This window comes from Burkholderia pseudomultivorans (assembly GCF_902499075.1).
GTDB lineage: Bacteria > Pseudomonadota > Gammaproteobacteria > Burkholderiales > Burkholderiaceae > Burkholderia > Burkholderia pseudomultivorans.
Map to the genome: position 1 here is coordinate 154,296 of NZ_CABVPP010000005.1, position 19,898 is coordinate 174,193.

Consider the following 19,898-nt stretch of genomic DNA (forward strand, 5'->3'; position numbering starts at 1 on the left):
CGAGAATCATTCGATACCGATGCAGTCCTTCTCCGCAGTGCGCGGAGGGTGCATGGGAGGAGGAGTCATGTCTGCCACTATCGACAAAGCCAACGAACTCGAGCACCTGCTGTCCACCGCCGTGCAGGATGACAAGGAAAACGGCGTGTTCCGCTGCCGCCGCGACATCTTCACGAACCAGGACCTGTTCGACCTCGAGATGAAGCACATCTTCGAGAGCAACTGGGTGTATCTGGCGCACGAGAGCCAGATTCCGAACAACAACGACTACTACACGACGTGGATCGGCCGGCAGCCGATCGTCATCACGCGCGACAAGACCGGCGAACTGCACGCGGTGATCAATGCGTGCGCGCACAAGGGCGCGATGCTGTGCCGCCGCAAGCACGGCAACAAGGGCAGCTTCACGTGCCCGTTCCACGGCTGGACCTTCTCGAACAGCGGCAAGCTGCTGAAGGTGAAGGACGAGAAGACCACCGAGTATCCGGTGCAGTTCAACACCAACGGCTCGCACGACCTGAAGAAGGTCGCGCGCTTCGAGAACTATCGCGGCTTCCTGTTCGGCAGCCTCAGCGCCGACGTGCTGCCGCTCGAGGACTACCTCGGCGAGGCGCGCGTGATCATCGACCAGATCGTCGACCAGGCGCCGGACGGCCTCGAAGTGCTGCGCGGCAATTCCTCGTACATCTACGAGGGCAACTGGAAGATGCAGATGGAAAACGGCTGCGACGGCTATCACGTCAGCACCGTGCACTGGAACTACGCGGCGACGATGGGCCGCCGCAAGGAAGACGGCACCAAGGCGGTGGACGCGAACAGCTGGAGCCGCTCGGTCGCGGGCGTGTACGGTTTCGAGCACGGCCACATCCTGCTGTGGACCAAGACGATGAACCCGGAAGTGCGTCCGGTCTATCGGCATCGCGACGAGATCAAGGCGCGCGTCGGCGAAGTCGGCGCGGACTTCATCGTGAACCAGACGCGCAACCTGTGCGTGTATCCGAACGTGTTCCTGATGGACCAGTTCAGCACGCAGATTCGCGTGGTGCGGCCGCTCGGCGTCGACAAGACCGAGGTCACGATCTTCTGCTTCGCGCCGAAGGGCGAAAGCGCCGAGGATCGCGCGCTGCGGATTCGCCAGTACGAGGATTTCTTCAACGTGTCGGGCATGGGCACCGCGGACGACCTCGAAGAATTCCGCGCGTGCCAGTCCGGCTATGCGGGCACTACGGCGATGTGGAACGACCTGTCGCGCGGCGCGCCGCTGTGGGTACACGGCGCGGACGAGAACGCGAGGAAGATGGGGCTGAAGCCGCTCATTTCGGGCGAGCGCAGCGAAGACGAAGGGCTGTTCGTGTGCCAGCACGAATACTGGGTGCGCGTGATGCGCGGCGCGCTGGAGAAGGAACGCGAGGAGGCGTTGTCATGAGCTTCGATTACCGCACCATCTGCGCGGCGCTGTACCGCGAAGCGCGCCTGCTCGACGATCGCCAGTGGGACGAATGGCTGACCTGCTACACGGAAGACGTCACCTACTGGATGCCGGCCTGGGACGACGACGACCGTCTGACCGACGATCACGAGAGCCAGATCTCGCTGATGTACTACCCCGACCGCGGCGGTCTCGAGGATCGCGTGTTCCGGATCAAGACCGAGCGCAGCGGCGCATCGACGCCCGAGCCGCGCACGAGCCACAACGTGACGAACGTGGAAGTGCTGGCCGAGCGCGACGACGAGGTGGACGTGCGCTACAACTTCGACACGCTCAACCATCGTTACCGCGTGACGGATCACTTCTTCGGCACGATGTTCGTCACGTTGCGCAAGGTCGGCGACGAGCTGCTGATCTCGTACAAGAAGATCGTGCTGAAGAACGACTACATCCGGCAGGTGCTCGACGTCTATCACGTCTGAGTCGAGCGTCCGGAATTGAAAAGGAAGTGGAGGCGATTGCCATGTCCAGCTACAAGATTGCACTGAACTTCGAGGACGGGGTGACCCGCTTCATCGACTGCAAGGCCGGCGAGAAGGTGCTCGACGCGGCGTTCCGGGCCCGCATCAACCTGCCGATGGACTGTTCCGACGGCGTGTGCGGCACCTGCAAGTGCCGCGCCGAAAGCGGCAGTTACGATCTCGGCGACGACTACATCGACGATGCGCTGAGCGAGGACGAGAAGGACGGCGGCCTCGTGCTGACCTGCCAGATGGTGCCGCACAGCGACTGCGTGATCGCGGTGCCGACCTCGTCCACCGCATGCAAGACCGGCAACAGCCAGTTCGCGGCGACCGTGACGAAAGTCGAGCCGCACAACGACGCGGCGATCGTGCTCGAACTCGACGTGGACGCTTCCGCCGCCGCGCCCGTGTTCCTGCCGGGCCAGTACGTGAACATCGACGTGCCCGGCAGCGGCCAGCACCGCTCGTATTCGTTCTCGTCGGCGCCGGGCGAGGCGAAGCTGAGCTTCCTGATCAAGAAGATTCCGGGCGGCGTGATGAGCACCTGGCTCGAATCCGCGAAGCCGGGCGACACGCTCGACCTGCACGGCCCGCTCGGCAGCTTCTACCTGCGCGACGTGCAGCGGCCGCTGCTGTTCCTCGCGGGCGGTACGGGGCTCGCGCCGTTCCTGTCGATGCTTGAAGTGCTCGCGCGCGCCGGTTCGCAGCAGAAGATCCATCTGATCTACGGCGTGACGCGCGACCTCGACCTGGTGCAGGTCGATGCGATCGAAGCGTTCGTCGCGAAGCTGCCGAACTTCAGCTACGCGACGGTGGTGGCCGAGGATGCGTCGAGCCATCCGCGCAAGGGCTGGGTCACGCAGCATATCCCGGCCGACGCGCTGAACGACGGCGACGTCGATGTCTATCTGTGCGGGCCGCCGGCGATGGTCGACGCGGTACGCAAGCATTTCGACGATACCGGCGTGAAGCCCAACAGCTTCCATTACGAGAAGTTCACGCCCAACGCGACGCTGAAGGCGGCATGATGAAACCGCGATTCTCGGACAAGGTCGTGGTCGTCACCGGCGCGGCACAGGGCATCGGCCGCGGCGTGGCGCTGCGCATCGCCGCCGAAGGCGGCAAGGTGCTGTTCGTCGACCGCGCCGAGTTCGTCGGCGAGGTGGCGGCCGAGGCGGGCAGCGAGCAGGCGGCCGGCTTCGTCGCCGACCTCGAAACCTACGAAGGCGCGCACGCGGCGATGGCGTTCGCCGCGCGCAGGTTCGGCGGCATCGACGTGCTGATCAACGGCGTCGGCGGCGCGATCCGGATGCGGCCGTTCGCCGAGTTCGAGCCGGCGCAGATCGATGCGGAGATCCGCCGCTCGCTGATGCCGACGCTGTACGCGTGCCATGCGGTGCTGCCGCATCTGCTCGCGCGCGGCGGCGGCACCATCGTCAACGTATCGTCGAACGCGACGCGCGGCATTCGCCGCGTGCCGTATTCGGCGGCCAAGGGCGGCGTCAACGCGCTCACGCAGGCGCTCGCGATGGAGTACGGCGAGCACAACATCCGCGTGGTCGCGGCCGCGCCGGGCGGCACCAGCGCGCCGCCGCGACGCGTGCCGCGCAATGCGGCCGGCGACAGCGAGCAGGAAAAGGCGTGGATGAACGAGGCGGTGCGGCAGGTCACCGAATCGACCTTCTTCAAGCGCTACGGCACGCTCGACGAGCAGGTCGCGCCGATCGTGTTCCTCGCGTCGGACGATGCGAGCTACATCACCGGCGCGGTGCTGCCGGTCGCGGGCGGCGACAACGGCTGACGGCGCGGGCGGCGCACGCGGGCGGCCGCCGCGCCGCCTTCGTCCGTCGTCTGTCGTTCCGAGGCAGGACAATCTATCGGCGCCCGACGCCGGACCAGGAGACACGCATGCATGAACGCAAGGCCATCGTCCCGCCGGGAATGGAAGCGGTGTACGAGAAGATCGGGTATGCGCCCGCGATCAGCGTCGGCGACACGATCTACGTGTCCGGCCAGATCGGCCGCAACCTGTCGATGCAACTGGTCGAGGGCCGCGAAGCGCAGATCGCGCAGGCGTTCGACAACCTCCGCTACGTGCTGGAGGCGGCCGGCGCATCGCTCGCGGACGTCGTCGACCTGACGAGCTTTCACACCGACATGCGCGACCTGCCGCTGTTCATGCAGGTGCGCGACCGCTATTTCGACACGGATCCGAAGCCGGCCTGGACGGCGGTCGGCGCGCACATGCTCGGCGGCGCACCCGGCTATATCGTCGAGATCAAGGCGGTCGCGGTGCGGCGCGCGTGACCGCCGCGTTCCGAACGGCACTGCGGTTTCGACCTGGAGACTCGCTCCGATGACCCTTGCTTCCACTCGCTCGATTCCGGCGTTGATCGACGACGCGCTGCTGGGCGCCTTCCAGTTCCGCGTGCTTGCACTGTGCGTGCTGATCGCGCTGCTCGATGGCTTCGACACGCAGGCCATCGCCTTCACCGGCCCGGCAATTCTTGCGTGGTTCAGGCTGCCGGCCGGTGCGCTGGCGCCGATCCTGACCGCGGGAATCGTCGGCATGACGATCGGCGCGATGACGCTCGGTCTCGTCGGCGACCGCATCGGGCGACGGCCCGCGATCATGATCGGCCTCGCGCTGTTCGGCACGGCGACGCTCGCGACGTCGTGGGCGAGCGACCCGGCGCAGATTCTCGCGCTGCGCTTCGTCGCCGGGCTCGGCATGGGCGGATGCACGCCGGTGCTGCTCGCGCTCGCCGCCGAATACTGCCCGGCGCGCCTGCGCGGCGCGGTGATGACCGGCGTGCTGCTCGGCCTGCCGGCCGGTGCGATGCTGGGCGGCCTGCTCGCCGCACGCATGCTGCCGGCGCTCGGCTGGCAGGGCATCTTCGTGGTGGGCGGCGGCGTGCCGCTCGTCGTGCTTGCCGTCGTCGCGCTGCTGCTGCCGGAATCGCTGTTCTACCAGGCGTCGCGCGGCGATGCGCGTGCGCAGCAACGCGTGCGCGCGACGCTGTCGAGGATCGTTCCGCAGCCGTTGCCGGCCGATGTGCTGTTCACCGTGCCCGACGAAGCGAGCGCGAAGGCGAGCGTCGGCGCGTTGTTCCGCGACGGCTACGCGGGCAGGACGCTCGGCATCTGGGCGATCTACCTGCTCAACTGGATTGCGTGGTTCATGCTGCTGTCGTGGCTGCCGACCGTGCTGAAGGCCGCCGGGCTGACCGCGCAGCAGGCGCCGGTCGGCACCGTGATCGTCAACGCCGTCTTCATCGTATGCGCAATCCCGTTGTCGATCGTGCTGCCGCGCGTGAATACGCGGAACCTGCTGTGCGCGATGTTTGCGTTCGGCATTGTGATTGCGGTGGGCCTCGGCCAGGCCGGCACGAACTGGACGCTCGCGTTCGTGCTGGTCGGCGCGGCCGGTTTCGGCATCGGCGGGCAGCAGATCGCGCTGAATTATCTGGTCGTCGGCGCGTATCCGACCGCGTTGCGCGCGACCGCGACCGGCTGGGCGATCGGCATGGGGCGCGCGGGCGCGATCGCCGGGTCGGCGATCGGCGGGACGTTCCTCGCGTGGGGCGGGCCGTCGGGTTTCTTCATCGCGCTGGCGGTGCCGCTGGCCGGCGCCGCGCTCGCGGCATTCAGCCTGCGCGCGCATCGCGCCGCCGGGCCGGAAGTGGCGGCAGCGCATCGCTGAGTCGATGCATCTTGGGCCGACTCGCCGGTGGCGGTCGGCTCAGTCCTTCGCGGCCTGGCTATCGGGCTCGGACGGCGGCAGGTACTCCATGCCGTGCTCCACGTACAGGTCGTAGATGAGTTGCAGCATGCGCTCGAGGTCTTCGGACTGGTCGAGCATGCGCATGCTCATGATGATCGGCGACACGAGCTTCGCATCGTCGAGATCCTTGTACTCGATGTCGTCGCGCTTCAGCCCGTACACGCTCTTCGGCACGATCGACACGCCTTCGCCCGCTGCGACGAGGCCGAGCGCGATCTGCAGCTCGCGCGTTTCCAGCACGCGCGCCGGCTTCAGCGAACGATCGTGAAAGGCGGCCAGCACCTGGTCCGCATAGCTCGGGCGCGGCGCCTTCGGGAAGATGATCAGCGTTTCCTTCAGCAGGTCGTGCAGCGACACGACCGCTTTCGCCGCGCACAGCGGATGGCCAAGCGGCAGCGCGGCGATCAGCTGCTCCTCGCGCAACACCACGCGCCGAATGCTCGGGTCTTCGAGACGGATGCGGCCGAAGCCGACGTCGATGCGACCTTCCTTCAGCGCCTTGATCTGATCCATCGTCGACATCTCGTGCAGGCTCAGCTCGACTTCCGCATACTTCTGGCGATACCGGCGAATGATCTTCGGCAGCATCCCGTACAGCGTCGAGCCGACGAAGCCGACCGACAGGCTGCGTTCGATCTTGCCGACGCGGCGCGTCATCGATTCGAGCTCGGCCGTCTGCGCGAGCAGCTGCGCCGCATGCTGATAGAAGAAGCGCCCGGTTTCGGTGAGCTTCAGCGGGCGCGAGTTGCGTTCGAACAGCTGGACGTCGAGCATCTGCTCGAGCTGCTGGATCTGGCGGCTCAGCGGCGGTTGCGCGATATGCAGCCGCTGCGCGGCGCGGGTGAAGCTGCGCTCCTCGGCGACAGCCACGAAATAGCGCAGATGGCGTAACTCCATGTTTCCTGCCGTCGAAGAGTGGGCTGCAGCGAAGCCGCTGTGGGGCGATGCGTCGAGTGAGCGCGTATTTTACTGTACTGCGAAGCTTTTGCGGCGGCTGACGTCGATGTGCGAGCGCGATCGTCGCGGCGGCGCACGCTCATTCCGCGAACAGGTCCGGCCCGAACACTTCGTAGTGAATCCGCGCTTCGTGAATCCCGAGGTGCTTCAGCGCATCGTGCTGCATCCGCATGAACGGCACCGGGCCGCAGATGTAGTAATCGGCGTCGGGCAACAGAATCGCGCCCTTGATCGCGTTCACGTCGACCAGGCCCTTCAGGTCGTAATCCGTGCCTTCGATATCCTTCGGCAGCGGATCGTCGTAGAACACGACGAGACTGAAATTCGCATAGGTGTTCGCGGTCTCGCGCAGCCGGTCGCGCATTGCATGCACGCCGCTGTTGCGCGCGCCGTGCACGAACACCACCTGCCGCTGCGGATCCTGGATCGCGCGCTTGAGCATGCTGATCATCGGCGTCAGCCCGACGCCGCCGCTGATCAGCACGATCGGCGTTGTCGCGTCGACGTCGATATGGAAGCTGCCGTACGGCGCGGCCACCTTGATCTCGTCGCCGACGTTCACGTGGTCGTGCAGCAGGCACGACACATAGCCGGGCGGATAGGCGCCGCCGCTTTCGCGCTTCACCGAGATCCGGTACGTGTGTCCGTTCGGCATGTCCGACAAGCTGTACTGGCGAATCTGCTGCAGGCCGAGCTGCGGCACGTCAACCGCGACGCCGATGTACTGGCCCGGTTCGAAATTCGCGACCGGCTGGCCGTCGGCCGGCGCCAGGACGAACGACGTGATCACGCTGCTTTCGGGCCGCTTCTCGCGCACGACGAAGGTGCGCCAGCCGGTCCAGCCGCCGAGCTGCGCGGACGAGCGTTCGTACAGCCCGCTTTCCATGCCCATCAGCACGTCGGCGAGATTGCCGTAGGCCTGCGCCCACGCGGAGATGATGTCGTCGCTGGCTGCGTCGCCGAGCGTCTCCTTGATCGCGGCGAGCAGGTGTTCGCCGACGATCGGATAGTGCTCGGGACGCACGCCGAGGCTCGCGTGCTTGTTCGCGATGTTCTTCAGCACGGCCGCGAGACTGCCCGGATCCTCGATGTTTTCCGCATACGCGTAGACGGCGCGCGCGAGCGCCTGCTGCTGTTGTCCCTGTTCCTGATGCGCGATGTTGAACACGTTCTTCAGTTCCGGATGCGCGGCGAACAGGCGCGCGTAGAAGCATTTGATGATGTCGTAACCGTGTTGCGCGAGGACGGGGGCCGTGGCCTTGACGATGTCTTTCGTTCTTTGCGTGAGCATGGTCGAACTCCTTCGTAAGGGGGCGTATCGAGCGGGACGAGCGCGGGCTTGTCGTCGCGGCGGCGTCGGCATGACGATCGGCTGGCGCCGGGCACGGCATTCCGGCTGGCGTCCCGGAATGGTCGTCGGATGGCGTGGTCGGGTATCGGCCGAGCGACCGCTCGCCGCGCATCGGCCATACCCGGCGCCGGTATCCGGCCCCATTCGCCCGTACTGTCGGCGCGCACGCCGGAACGCCGCCGACGCATGCGCGCGCATCTCGGAACGCCCCCTTTCTACAATTCCGCCCGAGCCGCTACACGATGCGCGCGCCCGCGTCGCCGTACAAGAACAGCAGGCCCGATCCTTGCGTCGGGCAAGCGTCGTCGGGCGGCGCTCGCGCCCCGACAGACGACGATTTGCACGGGAGGCGCGTATGGAACTGATGCCGGTCGTCCTGCAGTGGCACGATGTTTTCGCCAGGATCGTGCTGGCGCTCGTCGCGGGCGGGTTGGTCGGCCTCGATCGCAGCGAGTCCGGCAAGACGGCCGGACTGCGCACGACGATCCTCGTCTGTCTCGCCGCGTGCCTGTCGATGCTCCAGGTCAATGCGCTGCTGCTGCAGGCGGGCAAGCCGGAGGGCGCGTTCTCGGTGCTCGACCTGATGCGTCTGCCGCTCGGCATCCTGACCGGGATGGGCTTCATCGGCGGCGGCGCGATCCTGCATCGCGACGGCCTGGTGTCCGGCGTCACGACGGCCGCGACGCTGTGGTTCGTGACGGTGATCGGACTGTGCATCGGCGGCGGCCAGTTGTGGCTCGGCGCGCTCGGGCTGGTGCTCGCGCTGCTGGTCGTCTGGCCGCTGCGATGGATCGAGCAGCGCCTGCGGCGCGTCAGGACGGCGCTCGTCACGGTCGAGTTTCCGCTCGGCTCGGCGGCGCGCGAACAACTGGCCGCGAAGCTGCGCGACGCGGGTTTTACGTGCCGGACGCGGGGCTTTTGCGAAACGGCCGCACGCGCGGTGCGCGAGGAAGAACTGCTCGTGCAGTGGCGCGAAGCGGCCCGCACCGACGCGAAGCTGAAGCAGTTGATGCGGGTCGTCGAATCGGCCGGCCTGACATCGGTCCGCTGCTCCGAGGAGAACTGACCCGCGCGGCGGCCGGAACGCGCGATGCTCGTGCAGCAGGCCGCGATGGGCGGCTGACCAAGGAGCGAAACATGACATGTGTATCGGAAGTGATGACGCGCGATGCCGCGACCATCGGCCCGACGCAGAGCCTGCGCGAGGCGGCCAGGCTGATGAGCGAGCTGAACGTCGGTGCGCTGCCCGTATGCGACGGCACGCGGCTGATCGGCATGCTGACGGACCGGGACATCGTCGTGCGCGCGGTGTCGATGGGCGTGCCGCCCGACGAGGCGATCGAGGGCGTCGTCAGCGGACCCGCGAACTGGTGCTACGAGGACGACGACATTTCGGCGGTACAAAAGAAGATGGAGGACGCGCAGATTCGCCGCGTCCCGGTGGTCGACCGGCAGAAGCGGCTGGTCGGCATCGTCGCGCTGGGCGACCTCGCCACTGCCGCGGACGGCGGGATGTCGTCGACGCTCGGCGCGGTGTCCGCGCCGTCGCGACCGGATCGCTGATCGTTATGGCAAACAAGGAGAACCCCATGAACGAAGACAGGGAAACGCAGATCCGCGAGCGTGCGTACCGGCTGTGGCAGGCGGACGGCGAGCCGGACGGCAGGGCCGACGAATACTGGCCGCGCGCCGAACGGCAGCTCGATGCGCAGGGCGACGGCGCGGACGCCCTCGCCGAACCGGCGGCGGAAGTGCCCTCCGATCAGTCCGCGAAGCGCCGCATCCCGGGCGAGCCGCTGCAGGACATCGATGCCGTGCCGGCCAGCGAGGCTGCGCGCGAGAAGCGGCGCACGCGGTGAACCGCGGCGAGTGACGAGCCGGTAAACGGATGCGCGCGTGCGCGACCGGCTAACCGTCCTCGCCCACCTCGACGGGATCCGGCAGGTCGGGCAACTCGTCGTGACGCGTGTCGTCGCGTTCCGGCGACGGCAGGTCCGGCGTGGCGGTCGTGTCGTCGTCGTTCGGTGTCGGGTGAGTCGCGCTCATGATCGTCCTCCTCGGTGTCGAAAGGGCGCCGGCGCGCAGCCGGCATGCAGTTGTCGAGCATTGCGCGTGCCGCGCTCCGCGCTCCACGCGCGGCGCGCCCGGCGGCGTTGCGACGCGCATGGACGCGGGTGTGCCGGATGACGCGCCGCTTGTAATTTGTGGAGCGGATGCGTCGGCCGGCGTTCCGGCGGAGCATCCCGACGGCGGCATATCGCTTGCTGCGGCGGGATCGTCGGCCGCATCGTCGCGTCCCGTTTTCATTCCCCCGTACACGTACCGGAGTCCATCATGTCGTCAGACGAAGTTTCCGAATCCCGTCGCAAGTGGATGCAAGGCACGACGGCCGGACTGGTCGCCAGCGTCGCGCTGCCGACGATCGCGCAGACAGGCGGCCCGCCCGACGCGGGCGACACGGCGCCGCGCGATCCGCGCCCGCTCTATCCGCATGCGCCGTTTCCGCAGCAGCAGCAGCCATGGCCGGGTCTCGCGGGCCGCATGACGCCGCGTCCCGATCACGGCGAGCGCAGCTATCGCGGCAGCGGGCGGCTCGACGGCCGCAAGGCGCTGATCACGGGCGGCGACTCGGGCATCGGCCGCGCGGTGGCGATCGCGTTTGCGAGGGAAGGCGCGGACGTCGCGATCGTCTATCTGCCCGACGAGGAACCCGATGCGCGCGAAGTCGTGGAAATGATTCGCAGCGCGGGGCGCAAGGCCGTGCCGCTGGCCGTCGACATTCGCAGCGAAGGCGCGTGCAACGGGCTGGTCGAGCGTGCTGTCGCCGGGCTCGGCGGGCTCGACATTCTCGTGAACAACGCGGGCCGCCAGCAGAGTCACGACTCGATCCTCGACATCAGCACGGAGCAGTTCGACTGGACGCTGCGCACCAACCTGTACGCGATGTTCTGGATCACGCGGGCTGCCATTCCGCACCTGCCGCCCGGTTCGGCCGTCGTCAACACGACTTCGGTCAATGCGTACGAGCCGTCGGCGAGCCACCGTCGCTGAGCGCGGAAACGCGGTTGAGATTGAACCGTGGGAGTACTCCGCGCGGCGTAGGTGGTTTGCGCCAGCTATGCCAGAGGATCTGGCAACTCATGTGCATTAGCCGGGACTTGCTTTGACTGCGAGCCGGATAGCGGATGACGTCCGTCGAACGCAGGATTACATGCTAGACTCTCCCACAAGGAGATGGCATTCCTCCCACCAAACCGCCGCCCAAGCCGGCTAATGATGCCTACGTGATCCTGGGTTCAGGGCGTCGTAGGCTCCTTCGAGCGTTCTGCTCCCCAGGTTTGAAGCTTTTCCGGATCTGGGTCATGACATCCGCTTTTAAGATCGACGTCTACGTGCGTTGCCGACTACCTGCCGAAATGCAGGCGTCGCGACTGTACGCTCGTACGGCCGATAATTGCTATGTATCCGTTGATCCGGCAGACGGAGCACCTCTCATATGGAAGCCCAAGTCTCTATCGCTCATGTGACGGCCGACGAAGTCCTGGATTCGCGCGGCAACCCCACTGTCGAGGCAACCGTGATTCTGAGTGACGGATCTCGCGCCAGCGCTACCGTTCCTTCCGGTGCGTCGACGGGGCAGTCCGAGGCGCGGGAGCTTCGTGATGGCGAAACATCGCGATACAGCGGAAAAGGCGTGCAACGGGTGGTTGGCAAAATCTGCGGGCCGATTGCCAAAATATTGCGCGGGATAGTCGCCGACGATCAATGGCGCATCGACGCCATGCTGACAGGTCTGGACGGAACGGAGTTCAAATCCAACCTCGGAGCAAATGCATTGCTCGGGGTATCGATCGCATGCGCCAGAGTGGCGGCGCAGTCATGCGGCCTGCCGCTCTTTCGCTACCTCGGAGGCGAGAGTGCGCACGTCTTGCCGGTACCCATGCTGAATGTCCTGAACGGTGGGATGCACGCTCAGGGCGGGCCTGATATTCAAGAACTCATGATCGTGCCGCACGGGGCACCGACATTCAAGGAAGCCCTACGGGCAGCAGTCGAGACCTACCACGCACTGCGCATGGTTCTGACCGACTGGAATGCATCAACAAACCTGGGTGACGAAGGCGGATACGTGCCGCGGTTTGCGTCCAATGACATCGCGTTTGACGCAATCATGATGGCTATCGAGCGGGCAGGATACAGACCTGGGAACGACATTTCCCTAGCACTCGATTTTGCCGCCAGTGCGCTTCACCGGGATGGCGCATATTACTTGCCGCTGGACGGTCTCGTACTCTCGGCGACCGAAATGATCGACTATTGCAGCCGGTTGCTGGATCGTTACCCGATTGTCTCGATCGAGGATCCACTCGCGGACGATGATTGGCACGGCTATCAGGCCCTCACGGCTCGATTGGGCCATCGCGTCCAAATCGTCGGAGACGATCTATTCGTCAGCAATCGCGCCTTTCTGGTTCGTGGGATGAGAGAGCATTGCTGCAATGGTGTGTTGATCAAACCCAACCAGGTCGGAACGGTAACCGAGACGTTAGATACCGCGAGAATGGCGATCATGGCCGGCTATGCAGCGCCCGTATCACATCGCTCGGGAGAAACCGAGGACACGAGCATTGCCGATTTGGCGGTGGCGCTGAATTGTGGGCAGATCAAAGCTGGAGCACCGGCTCGTGGCGAGCGCGTCGCGAAATACAACCGTCTACTGCAGATCGAGCGAACACTCGGCGCCCGTGCGCGCTACATGGGTAGCGATGCATTTCCCCGTCTTCGCGACGGGGAGCGGCATGCGGAGGATGGCGTAGCGGGTACTGCCTAGATTTTTACTCGGTCGGAGGTCGATGGGGGCGACGTCATCGCCGACTCGGCGAGCACCGATGCAAATTCGTCGCTATGTTGACCCCGGCTAACTGCGGGTATGCAGTGTTGATGATAGGACGATGCAACGATCATGGATTCCATTTCGGCGAGTGTGGCGCGTGCCGTCGCGTCCCATGTCCTTTACCTCGATGACCTGCTCGAGCGGATCGCTATGCTCTGCAAAACGCCGAACGGTACTCGGCAGTACACGCTCTACGGCGAAGATGTTCCACATGAGAAGTTGGAAATGACGCTCGACGGTGTCCGACGATGTCGAGATCGGCTTGATAGATTCGACAGACGCTGGAGTCTCGGCCCCCATGAGCGAGAAGTCTTGCTGTCGAAAGCGTTGGTCGTGGAACTGCAGTTTTTCGATATCGCACTGGATGAGATGACGCCGGATCGGCTTGCCGGTTATGGGGTAGTGGCAGGCGAGGTGCGACGCGACTACGTCCGTCTGGTAGCAGACTGCAAAGCACTTGTCGCCGAAATGCAACGAGACTTGCTCGCTCATGGCTGACTGGTCGAATCGACATCGTGCGTGCTAGACTGATCGGAACGGAGATGGCATTCCTCCAAAACCGCCGGTATCTCCGGCTGATGATGCCTACGGATTCCTGGTGCGGGAAGCCGTGGGTTCATTCTCCCAAGCGTCCTGCTGCCCGGATTTGAAATACGTTCGAATCTGCGGTTTTCATGCTTCATTCCTTACATCAAGATCGATCGAACGGCGTTGCCACAGCTTGCGTCGCGGTGACCATCCGCGTCCGGGATATGTTGCGCGGATTGTCGCCGTCGTCGTACTCGCTAAACGGGAGCATCTATGAAAGGCAGTCAGCTAACGGTGTATGCGGCCAACCAGAGTCACCGGTACGAACACAAAACGATCGTCGAATGGTTGCTTGACGAGATCGAAACAGCCGGTATCCACGGCGCGACGGTGACGGAAGTCAGCGAGAGCGTCGATGCACACGGTCGATACCACGCCGCGCGCTTCTTCGAACTGGTCGACCAACCGATAGCGGTGACTGTCGCGGCCGAGGACGACAAGATCGATGCGTTGCTCGAGAGCTTGCGGCGATCGGGGGTTCGCTTGTTCTATACCCGGTGCCCTGTCGAATACGATGTGCTGGGCGACAAGTGAGGAGAATGTCATGGACTTCAATTTGATCCCGGCCGGCGCCGAACCGCCGAAAGAAGTCAATGCGATCATCGAGATTCCCGCGCAGAGCTCGCCGGTGAAATATGAAGCCGACAAGAAGCTTGGGTTGCTTCGAGTCGACAGGATCATGAGTGCCGGACTTCGGTATCCGCAGAACTATGGCTTCATTCCGCAAACGCTTGCGCGAGACGGCGACCCGCTCGACATCATCGTGATTGCGCCATTCGAGCTTGAACGCCTGGCTCTGATCGCTTGCAGACCGGTTGGGCTGCTCAACATGACCGACCAGGCCGGGCCCGACGAGAAAGTCATAGCGGTACCTATCGACAGTGTGTGCCCGGCGACGTCGCATATTCGTCGCCTCGACGATGTTGGAGCGTATCTGCTGAACCAGCTTCAGTTCTTTTTCGAGCACTACAAGCTGCTCGAACCCGGGAAGTGGGTGAAGTTCGAAGGATGGGGGGACGTCAAGGATGCCGAGCGCGCGATCGAAGCGGCCATTCTGGCGTATGCCGGTCATGATGGCGAGCCTCTCCAGAACGGCAAGTGAAGTTCGCCTTCATCCACCGGCTCATCAATCGAGGGAGTCGTCATGACGGAATCTGTCCGAATCGCGGCCGTCGCCGCCGATGAAATCCTGGATTCACGCGGTAATCCGACCATCGCTGTCCGAGTTACGTTGACCGATGGCAGTATTGGGGAGACGGCTGTGCCGTCGGGTGCGTCGACTGGCGAGTATGAGGCGGTCGAACTGCGTGACGGCGACTCCGAGAGGTATGGCGGAAAAGGCGTTCTTCGTGCGGTGCATCACGTTAATACGGTTATCGCGTCCGCGCTCTCCGGGCACCACGCGTTCGATCAACAAGGCATTGACCGCACGCTGATCGAACTGGACGGGACCGAGTTCAAGAGTCGCCTTGGCGCCAATGCCATATTAGGTGCGTCGCTTGGATGCGCGAGAGCGGCTGCTGAGTCGCGGGACGTCCCGCTGTTCCAGTATCTAGGCGGTACGGACGCGTGCCTGTTGCCGGTGCCGATGTTCAATGTGTTGAACGGCGGAAAGCATGCGGCGGACGGGCCCGATATCCAGGAGTTCAAGCTCGTGCCGTTCGGGGCTCCGTCGTTTCGGGAGGCGCTGCGATATGGCGTCGAGACCTATCACGCGCTGCGGGAGGTGCTCTCCGAAATGAGCGCGTCGACGAACGTCGGCGACGAGGGTGGATTTGCGCCGAGCCTGCCGTCCAATGCGGCCGCGATGGATGCGATCATGGCCGCGATCGAGCGCGCCGGATATCGGCCGGGCGAGCAGATCGCGATAGGGCTGGATCCGGCGGCGACGTCGTTCTACGTCGACGGCCGCTATGTGCTCGCCCGCGACGGCCTGAGCCTGTCGAGCGACGAGATGATCGCCTATTGGGAATCCTGGTTGAGCGCCTACCCGATCGTCTCGCTGGAAGACCCGCTGGCCGACAGCGACTGGGCGGGTTTCGCATCGTTGACCGCCAAGCTGGGCGCCGACGTCCAGATCGTCGGCGACGATATCTTCGTCACCAACGTCAAGTTCCTGCAGCGGGGTATCGACGAAGGATGCTGCAATAGCATCCTGATCAAGCCGAATCAGGTCGGGACGATCAGCGAGACGCTGGCAACTGCGAAGTTGGCCTCGTCCGCCGGCTATACGTGCCTGGTGTCGCACCGGTCGGGCGAGACGCTCGACACAAGCATTGCCGATCTCGCGGTGGCACTTGGCTGCGGACAGATCAAGTCCGGCGCACCGGTGCGCGGCGAGCGCGTAGCGAAATACAACCGTCTGTTGCAGATCGAGAAGGCGCTCGGATCCAAGGCGCGATTCGCGGGCAAGCACGCCTTTTCCCGCACGATCAAGTGGCAGTGCTGATCGTCTGGCGGTGCCGGAATGGGGAAATGATGCGATGTACTGCGTGAAATGCGGGCAGCCCATGAGCCGCCGGATACCGGACGGCGATGGTCGCGCGCGCGATGTCTGCGAGGGTTGCGGATTCATTCATTACGAAAATCCACGCAGCGTCGTCGGCACCGTGCCGCAACTGGGCGACTGCATCATCCTGTGCCGTCGGGCCATCGCTCCGCGGCGCGGCTACTGGACGCTGCCCGCCGGCTTCCTTGAGACCGGCGAGACGACTGAGGAGGGCGCGGCGCGCGAGACGCGCGAGGAAGCAGGGGTGGAAGTGCAGGTCGGTGAGTTGTTTTCGGTCGTGAACGTCGTCCATGTCCATCACGTATATCTGTTCTATCTAGGCGTTGCGCAATCGAGCCAGCTGGTGCCCGGTATCGAGAGTCTCGAAGCGCGGATCGTATCCGCATCCGAGGTGCCATGGGACGAAATTGCTTTCCCGGCAGTGACGTATACGCTGAAACGATTCTTTGCGGATCGGGAAGCCGGTTGCATCGCATCCGGCCAATTCAGGGTCCATTCGACCAGCCTGTCGATGTCGTTCGTCGAATGATGCATCGACTTGCCACGCAGGAGCCACCGGCCTAGACTTGAACCCAGGAGATGGCATTCCTCCCGACAACCGCCCTTCGGGGCTAATGATGCCTACAGGCCTGGGAACGGGCACTGTGGGCGGGCGCACGGATCCCGCGCGCCTTACATGTGTTTGGCCACGCTCGTGGCGCTTCCCGGTTCGTTATCCAGTTGCAATGCGATCGCGCAGGATTTTCCGCGGCCGCGAGCGATGAGCGGGAGGAACGACCATGGTTTTTCACAGCATCCTCTTCGAGACCACCGAGGACGGACCGCCACCAGTCCAGCCGGGCGAACCGGAATTCTTTCAAGACCTGAACCTGAATCAGTTCGTCAAGGACGCGACGACAGGATTCGACGAGTACGATCTCGGACCGTTCTTTTACGTCGAGCTGAATCGCGAGAGCGCGGTCGCTTATCGTCAGGCGGTCATGCGCGATCTCGACGACGACGACTTGCTGCTCAGCGTTCAGGCATTCGCCGCTGCCATGCGCAAGGTGCGTGCGTGCGTCGGCGAAGCGGAGCGGCTCTACTACGTCCGGCAGAAGCAATGGTGGTTTCACGCGGCCACCTCGGCCTACTGCCGGGCTGTGAAGGTGTTTTCCGTGGCGCTGCTGGACGGGCATCCGCACTCGAGCGGGTTGACGACCTTCGGCGCGTGGCTTGCCGACTACGTCGCATCCGATGCGTTCTCGACACTCGAGCGGGATGTCGATACCGTTCGCACGGCGCTGGAATCGGTCCGCTACTGCTACCGTGTGCATGGCAATGCCGTCACCGTGTTCAACTTCGACGGCGAAAGCGACTACGGCGCCTATATCCTCGAGATTTTCGATCGGTTCAAGCAGGGCGCCGTCAAGGATCACGGCGTCGAATTCCGCGATTGGCCCGAGATGAACCACGTCGAGGCTCAGGTACTGGACTGCGTCGCAGAGCTGCAGCCTGATCCGTTTGCACGCTTGACCGCATTTCGAACATGTCACGAACACTTTCTCGACGGGACGATCGCGGCATTCGACCGGGAGATCGAGTTCTATCTCGCGTTCCGCAGATACATTCAGCCGTGCCGAGAGGCGGGTTTGCCATTCAGCTATCCGTCGGTATCCGCGACCAGCAAGACGATTCGTTGCGAGAGCACGTATGACATCGTGCTGGCCCACAAGCTCAGTGCCGACAAGATCGGTGTTGTCTGCAACGACCTGCGGCTCGACGGGCCGGAACGCATCTTCGTCGTGTCAGGGCCGAACAACGGCGGGAAGACGACGTTCGCGCGGACGTTCGGGCAGTTGCACTATCTCGCGAAGCTGGGGCTTCCCGTGCCCGGCAAGCAAGCTCAGTTGTTTCTGTGCGACAGGATCTTCACGCATTTCGAGCGCGAGGAGAATACGCTGGATCTGCGCGGCAAGCTTCAGGACGACCTGATGCGCATTCATGGCATTCTTGCGAAGGCGACTTCGAAGAGCATCGTATTGGTCAACGAGATCTTCAGCTCGACCACGCTGTCGGATTCGCTGTTCCTGTGCCGTCGAATCATCGGCGAGCTGATCGAGCGCGACAGCCTTGGCGTGTGTGTGACCTTCATCGAGGAACTGGCGCGGATCGGACCGCAGACGGTCAGCATGGTCAGCGAGATCAGCACGAACAATCCTTCCGCCCGCACGTTCCGGGTCCGGCGCAGGCCAGCCGACGGCCGCGCCTATGCCGTGTCGGTCGCCGAGCAATACGGGCTCACCTACGAGCGCATCAAGGAGCGGCTTGCATCATGAAAGCACACCTGCTCAACGCATCGAACGACTTTCCATGGGGGCGCGAAGCGTTCTGGAACGAAGATACGCTCGTTCAGGATCTCGAGCTCGAAACGCTATATCGCGCGATGGCGGCCGGCGACGAGTATGTCTACAGCGTCGCCAGGAAGGTGCTGCCGGTCAGTCTCCTCGATCTCGACGATATCCTGTACCGACAGGCCGTCCTCGCCGACTGCATCGAACACGAGGAAGTCGTTCGTGCGCTATACGATCTGGCGGTCGAAGCGATTGAACTCGAGCGCAAGAATTTCTACTGGGGACTCTCGGGATCGGCCAGCAGCGTGTTGCATGGCGCGCGCAATATTGTCCAGGCGTATCTCGGCGTGCTGGGCAAGCTGCGACGCGTCGCGGACCGTCAGACCGGTGAATTCCAGTCTTCGGGATTTCGGCAGTTCTTTGCGGTCATCCGCGAAGCGCTGACCGACGACTACTTCGTCACGATCGCGCAGTGCCTCAAGGCGCTTAAATTCAACGACGGCGCACTGATCAGCGCACAGCCGGGGAAAGGCAACAAGGGGGAGCATTATGTCCTGCGCAAGCCGCACGACAAGGAGTCGAATCTCGTCAAGCGATGGCTCGCTCCGCGCCCGCCGTCGCGCACGTTCCGCATTGCCGATCGGGACGAGAACGGCGCGCGCGCGCTAACCGACCTCGAAGCGAGGGGAATCAATCACGTGGCGAATGCCCTCGCGCAGTCGGCGGATCACATCAAGAGCTTTTTCCTGATGCTGCGTGCCGAACTGGCTTTCTATCTTGGCTGCGTGAACCTGCGCGCCGAACTGGTGCGGCGCGAAATCCCGATCTGCATGCCCGTTCCGCATAGCGTCGGCGAGCGCCGGCATCGATTCGTTCAACTGCATGACGCGACTCTGGCGTTGCGCATGGACCGCCCGCCGGTCGCCAACGATGTCGACGCGAACGGGAGCGATCTAATCGTGGTGACCGGTGCGAATCAGGGCGGAAAATCGACGTTCCTCCGCAGTCTGGGCATCGCACAGATTCTGCTTCAGGCCGGTGCGTTCGTTGCCGCGGACGCATTCGAAGCGAACGTGGCATCGATGATCGTTACCCACTACAAGCGGGAGGAAGATCCGTCGATGCGCGGTGGCAAATTCGACGAGGAGTTGCGCCGCATGAGCGTCGCCGTCGATCATCTGGCCGAGCACGCGATTTTCCTGTCGAACGAATCGTTTGCATCGACGAACGAGCGAGAAGGGTCGGACATCGGGCGGCAGATCGTCGATGCGTTGCTGGAAAGCCGTGTGAAGATCGCGCTCGTCACACATCTCTTTACGCTCGCCAAGGGGCTGCACGACACCGTGACGGCACCGGCGACGTTCCTGCGCGCCGAGCGCAGGGACGACGGCACGCGCACGTTCAGGCTGACCGGAGGCGAACCGCTGCAAACCAGCTTCGGGCAGGATTTGTATCGCCAGATTTTCGTCGAACCTTCCGCCATCATCGAGGAACGCGATTCGCAGTCGGAAGCACCCTCGGACGCATGACGA

Annotated in this window: 20 protein-coding genes, 1 pseudogene and 3 riboswitches; of the genes and pseudogenes, 18 read left to right on the plus strand and 3 right to left on the minus strand. The window is 64.2% G+C overall.

Annotated features, from left to right (window positions below):
- The first annotated feature begins 67 nt into the window (after window positions 1-67).
- From BST28156_RS06360 to BST28156_RS06385, 6 genes are all read left to right on the plus strand, one after another.
- On the plus strand, window positions 68-1,426 hold the full coding sequence (locus tag BST28156_RS06360; RefSeq protein WP_174901734.1) for a Rieske 2Fe-2S domain-containing protein: 1,359 nt from the start codon (window positions 68-70) through the stop codon (window positions 1,424-1,426).
- Window positions 1,423-1,911, plus strand: a complete 489-nt coding sequence (gene benB, locus BST28156_RS06365; RefSeq protein WP_009689002.1) for a benzoate 1,2-dioxygenase small subunit — start codon at window positions 1,423-1,425, stop codon at window positions 1,909-1,911. Before BST28156_RS06360 ends, benB begins: the two co-directional genes overlap by 4 nt.
- Window positions 1,912-1,952: 41 nt before the next feature.
- Window positions 1,953-2,981 carry a benzoate 1,2-dioxygenase electron transfer component BenC gene (gene benC, locus BST28156_RS06370; RefSeq protein WP_060240487.1) on the plus strand — a complete coding sequence of 343 codons (1,029 nt, stop codon included), beginning with the start codon at window positions 1,953-1,955 and terminating at the stop codon, window positions 2,979-2,981.
- Complete coding sequence (gene benD / locus BST28156_RS06375) at window positions 2,978-3,754, plus strand: benzoate diol dehydrogenase BenD (RefSeq protein WP_174901735.1); 777 nt, start codon at window positions 2,978-2,980, stop codon at window positions 3,752-3,754. The genes benC and benD overlap by 4 nt, the downstream gene beginning before the upstream one ends.
- A gap of 107 nt (window positions 3,755-3,861) precedes the next feature.
- Entirely contained in the window at window positions 3,862-4,260 is a 399-nt protein-coding gene (locus BST28156_RS06380) for a RidA family protein (RefSeq protein ID WP_174901736.1), read from the plus strand.
- A gap of 49 nt (window positions 4,261-4,309) precedes the next feature.
- Window positions 4,310-5,656 (plus strand): MFS transporter, encoded by a 1,347-nt coding sequence (locus BST28156_RS06385; protein ID WP_174901737.1) that lies wholly within the window; start codon window positions 4,310-4,312, stop codon window positions 5,654-5,656.
- A 39-nt stretch (window positions 5,657-5,695) separates the two neighbouring features.
- Here BST28156_RS06385 and BST28156_RS06390 read toward each other — a convergent pair whose 3' ends face one another.
- Window positions 5,696-6,634, minus strand: a complete 939-nt coding sequence (locus tag BST28156_RS06390; RefSeq protein WP_060240499.1) for a LysR family transcriptional regulator — start codon at window positions 6,632-6,634, stop codon at window positions 5,696-5,698.
- A 139-nt stretch (window positions 6,635-6,773) separates the two neighbouring features.
- Complete coding sequence (gene hmpA, locus BST28156_RS06395; protein WP_174901738.1) at window positions 6,774-7,985, minus strand: NO-inducible flavohemoprotein; 1,212 nt, start codon at window positions 7,983-7,985, stop codon at window positions 6,774-6,776.
- A 415-nt stretch (window positions 7,986-8,400) separates the two neighbouring features.
- Here hmpA and BST28156_RS06400 point away from each other — a divergent pair, with 415 nt between their 5' ends.
- The 3 genes from BST28156_RS06400 (at window position 8,401) to BST28156_RS06410 (ending at window position 9,904) form a co-directional block, all read left to right on the plus strand.
- Complete coding sequence (locus tag BST28156_RS06400; protein ID WP_174901739.1) at window positions 8,401-9,111, plus strand: MgtC/SapB family protein; 711 nt, start codon at window positions 8,401-8,403, stop codon at window positions 9,109-9,111.
- A gap of 71 nt (window positions 9,112-9,182) precedes the next feature.
- Entirely contained in the window at window positions 9,183-9,608 is a 426-nt protein-coding gene (locus BST28156_RS06405) for a CBS domain-containing protein (protein ID WP_060240505.1), read from the plus strand.
- A gap of 26 nt (window positions 9,609-9,634) precedes the next feature.
- The gene (locus tag BST28156_RS06410; protein WP_174901740.1) at window positions 9,635-9,904 is read left to right on the plus strand and encodes a DUF2934 domain-containing protein; all 270 of its coding nucleotides are present in this window, start codon (window positions 9,635-9,637) and stop codon (window positions 9,902-9,904) included.
- Window positions 9,905-9,953: 49 nt separating this feature from the next.
- Here BST28156_RS06410 and BST28156_RS06415 read toward each other — a convergent pair whose 3' ends face one another.
- Window positions 9,954-10,091: a hypothetical protein gene (locus BST28156_RS06415; RefSeq protein ID WP_009689013.1), complete on the minus strand. Its 138-nt coding sequence runs from the start codon at window positions 10,089-10,091 to the stop codon at window positions 9,954-9,956.
- 288 nt (window positions 10,092-10,379) lie between these two features.
- Here BST28156_RS06415 and BST28156_RS06420 point away from each other — a divergent pair.
- The 9 genes and pseudogenes from BST28156_RS06420 to BST28156_RS06460 form a co-directional block, all read left to right on the plus strand.
- Window positions 10,380-11,084 (plus strand): annotated as a pseudogene (locus BST28156_RS06420) (SDR family NAD(P)-dependent oxidoreductase); the annotation flags it as partial.
- Window positions 11,085-11,266: 182 nt separating this feature from the next.
- Window positions 11,267-11,335: riboswitch (Fluoride riboswitch) on the plus strand.
- A 206-nt stretch (window positions 11,336-11,541) separates the two neighbouring features.
- On the plus strand, window positions 11,542-12,876 hold the full coding sequence (eno, locus tag BST28156_RS06425) for a phosphopyruvate hydratase (protein WP_174901741.1): 1,335 nt from the start codon (window positions 11,542-11,544) through the stop codon (window positions 12,874-12,876).
- Window positions 12,877-13,008: 132 nt separating this feature from the next.
- Window positions 13,009-13,437 carry a hypothetical protein gene (locus BST28156_RS06430; RefSeq protein WP_174901742.1) on the plus strand — a complete coding sequence of 143 codons (429 nt, stop codon included), beginning with the start codon at window positions 13,009-13,011 and terminating at the stop codon, window positions 13,435-13,437.
- 31 nt (window positions 13,438-13,468) lie between these two features.
- Window positions 13,469-13,534: riboswitch (Fluoride riboswitch) on the plus strand.
- Window positions 13,535-13,740: 206 nt separating this feature from the next.
- Window positions 13,741-14,061 (plus strand): DUF190 domain-containing protein, encoded by a 321-nt coding sequence (locus BST28156_RS06435; protein ID WP_060175024.1) that lies wholly within the window; start codon window positions 13,741-13,743, stop codon window positions 14,059-14,061.
- A 10-nt stretch (window positions 14,062-14,071) separates the two neighbouring features.
- Window positions 14,072-14,629 carry an inorganic diphosphatase gene (gene ppa / locus BST28156_RS06440; protein WP_060175025.1) on the plus strand — a complete coding sequence of 186 codons (558 nt, stop codon included), beginning with the start codon at window positions 14,072-14,074 and terminating at the stop codon, window positions 14,627-14,629.
- Between the two features lie 42 nt (window positions 14,630-14,671).
- Window positions 14,672-15,976 carry a phosphopyruvate hydratase gene (gene eno, locus BST28156_RS06445; protein WP_174901743.1) on the plus strand — a complete coding sequence of 435 codons (1,305 nt, stop codon included), beginning with the start codon at window positions 14,672-14,674 and terminating at the stop codon, window positions 15,974-15,976.
- A gap of 34 nt (window positions 15,977-16,010) precedes the next feature.
- Complete coding sequence (locus BST28156_RS06450) at window positions 16,011-16,565, plus strand: NUDIX hydrolase (RefSeq protein WP_174901744.1); 555 nt, start codon at window positions 16,011-16,013, stop codon at window positions 16,563-16,565.
- Between the two features lie 37 nt (window positions 16,566-16,602).
- A riboswitch (Fluoride riboswitch) is annotated at window positions 16,603-16,667 on the plus strand.
- Window positions 16,668-16,815: 148 nt separating this feature from the next.
- Entirely contained in the window at window positions 16,816-18,351 is a 1,536-nt protein-coding gene (locus BST28156_RS06455) for a MutS-related protein (protein WP_174901745.1), read from the plus strand.
- A complete protein-coding gene (locus BST28156_RS06460; RefSeq protein WP_174901746.1) occupies window positions 18,348-19,895 on the plus strand; it encodes a MutS-related protein in 1,548 nt (515 codons plus the stop codon). The genes BST28156_RS06455 and BST28156_RS06460 overlap by 4 nt, the downstream gene beginning before the upstream one ends.
- Window positions 19,896-19,898 lie beyond the last annotated feature (3 nt).

Bases quoted from the DNA above. Each gene is read 5' to 3' on its own strand.
- BST28156_RS06405 (WP_060240505.1), top strand. From the start codon at position 9,183: ATGACATGTGTATCGGAAGTGATGACGCGCGATGCCGCGACCATCGGC.
- BST28156_RS06380 (WP_174901736.1), top strand. From the start codon at position 3,862: ATGCATGAACGCAAGGCCATCGTCCCGCCGGGAATGGAAGCGGTGTAC.
- BST28156_RS06455 (WP_174901745.1), top strand. From the start codon at position 16,816: ATGGTTTTTCACAGCATCCTCTTCGAGACCACCGAGGACGGACCGCCA.
- BST28156_RS06410 (WP_174901740.1), top strand. From the start codon at position 9,635: ATGAACGAAGACAGGGAAACGCAGATCCGCGAGCGTGCGTACCGGCTG.
- BST28156_RS06435 (WP_060175024.1), top strand. From the start codon at position 13,741: ATGAAAGGCAGTCAGCTAACGGTGTATGCGGCCAACCAGAGTCACCGG.
- benC (WP_060240487.1), top strand. From the start codon at position 1,953: ATGTCCAGCTACAAGATTGCACTGAACTTCGAGGACGGGGTGACCCGC.
- eno (WP_174901741.1), top strand. From the start codon at position 11,542: ATGGAAGCCCAAGTCTCTATCGCTCATGTGACGGCCGACGAAGTCCTG.
- BST28156_RS06430 (WP_174901742.1), top strand. From the start codon at position 13,009: ATGGATTCCATTTCGGCGAGTGTGGCGCGTGCCGTCGCGTCCCATGTC.
- BST28156_RS06360 (WP_174901734.1), top strand. From the start codon at position 68: ATGTCTGCCACTATCGACAAAGCCAACGAACTCGAGCACCTGCTGTCC.
- benD (WP_174901735.1), top strand. From the start codon at position 2,978: ATGATGAAACCGCGATTCTCGGACAAGGTCGTGGTCGTCACCGGCGCG.
- BST28156_RS06450 (WP_174901744.1), top strand. From the start codon at position 16,011: ATGTACTGCGTGAAATGCGGGCAGCCCATGAGCCGCCGGATACCGGAC.
- eno (WP_174901743.1), top strand. From the start codon at position 14,672: ATGACGGAATCTGTCCGAATCGCGGCCGTCGCCGCCGATGAAATCCTG.
- BST28156_RS06415 (WP_009689013.1), bottom strand. From the start codon at position 10,091: ATGAGCGCGACTCACCCGACACCGAACGACGACGACACGACCGCCACG.
- BST28156_RS06390 (WP_060240499.1), bottom strand. From the start codon at position 6,634: ATGGAGTTACGCCATCTGCGCTATTTCGTGGCTGTCGCCGAGGAGCGC.
- BST28156_RS06400 (WP_174901739.1), top strand. From the start codon at position 8,401: ATGGAACTGATGCCGGTCGTCCTGCAGTGGCACGATGTTTTCGCCAGG.
- BST28156_RS06385 (WP_174901737.1), top strand. From the start codon at position 4,310: ATGACCCTTGCTTCCACTCGCTCGATTCCGGCGTTGATCGACGACGCG.
- benB (WP_009689002.1), top strand. From the start codon at position 1,423: ATGAGCTTCGATTACCGCACCATCTGCGCGGCGCTGTACCGCGAAGCG.
- BST28156_RS06460 (WP_174901746.1), top strand. From the start codon at position 18,348: ATGAAAGCACACCTGCTCAACGCATCGAACGACTTTCCATGGGGGCGC.
- ppa (WP_060175025.1), top strand. From the start codon at position 14,072: ATGGACTTCAATTTGATCCCGGCCGGCGCCGAACCGCCGAAAGAAGTC.
- hmpA (WP_174901738.1), bottom strand. From the start codon at position 7,985: ATGCTCACGCAAAGAACGAAAGACATCGTCAAGGCCACGGCCCCCGTC.